At 38.6% G+C, this 1,035-nt stretch carries 1 protein-coding gene; it reads right to left on the reverse strand.

Going from position 1 to position 1,035, the window contains the following annotated elements; translation table 11 throughout:
- Nucleotides 1-119: 119 nt before the first annotated feature.
- The coding region (locus H5072_RS20190) for a LacI family DNA-binding transcriptional regulator (RefSeq protein WP_182694605.1) at nt 120-1,035 on the reverse strand (916 nt) is incomplete at its 5' end.

A 1,035-nucleotide genomic window follows, 5' to 3' on the forward strand; every position in this document is an offset into this window, starting at 1 on the left:
TATGAATAGATCAGAAAGAAAAGTGAAATGAATAGATAAAAATATACTGAATAAATTAGTGTCGTTGTAACTTCCAATTAAAACCGTTTATAAATTCTACTTTATTTTATTAGCCCGGCTCAGCTTGAACTTCTAGGAATGAGAATAGGAGGCAGCAGGGTGCTTTGAACTTCTTCACCACGTATCAGTTTTAATAGGTTCTCTACTAACATTTGCCCAGCAATAGTGGTGTTTTGCTCTATTGTAGTTAGTGGTGGGTTTACATAACTTGCAATGGCTATATTATCAAAGCCGACTACCGCAACATCTTTCGGCACGTTGATATTTGCTTCTTTAAGTGCGCGTATAGCCCCAATAGCAATTAAGTCACTTGCAGCAAATAAGGCGTTAAATTTAATATTATTAGCAATTAGTGAGCGTGTTGCGTGATAGCCAGATTCTTCAGTAGAGATAGCATTAGCCATTTTACGCTCATTTATTTTAACGTTGTTAGCCAATAGCTCATCTTTAAAACCCTGAAAACGACTAAAAAATTCGGGGCTGTGATCAGAGGCGTCACCAATAAAAGCGCAATCAGTTCTGCTATGCGCAATAAAGTGCTCAGCGGCGAGCTTACCGCCACCGTAGTTATCACAACAAACAGTTAAATCGGGACGGTTATCTACCGTTGCACCCCAGCAAACAAACTTAGTATTTTGTTCAAGTAAGGTGTTAAATTTTGGTTGGTAATCAATGTAATCGCCATACCCGAGTAAAATAATGCCATCAGCTCTGTGGCTATCTTCATAGTCTGCTTGCCAATCAGCACTGGCCGATTGAAATGAAACTAATAAATCGTAACCTTCTTTAGCGCAAGCACGGGTAATACTGCCAAGCATGGCTAAAAAGAAAGGATTTATTTGGGACTCGTCAGAAGTAGGATCTTCAAACAACAATAATGCAAGCGTACTACTTTGTTGAGTGCGAAGGTTACTCGCATTTTTATCAACTTTATAATTAAGCTTTTTGGCTATATCGAAAACACGCTTGCGTGTT

This window comes from Pseudoalteromonas sp. SR45-5 (genome assembly GCF_014163565.1).
Taxonomy (GTDB): Bacteria; Pseudomonadota; Gammaproteobacteria; order Enterobacterales; family Alteromonadaceae; genus Pseudoalteromonas; species Pseudoalteromonas distincta.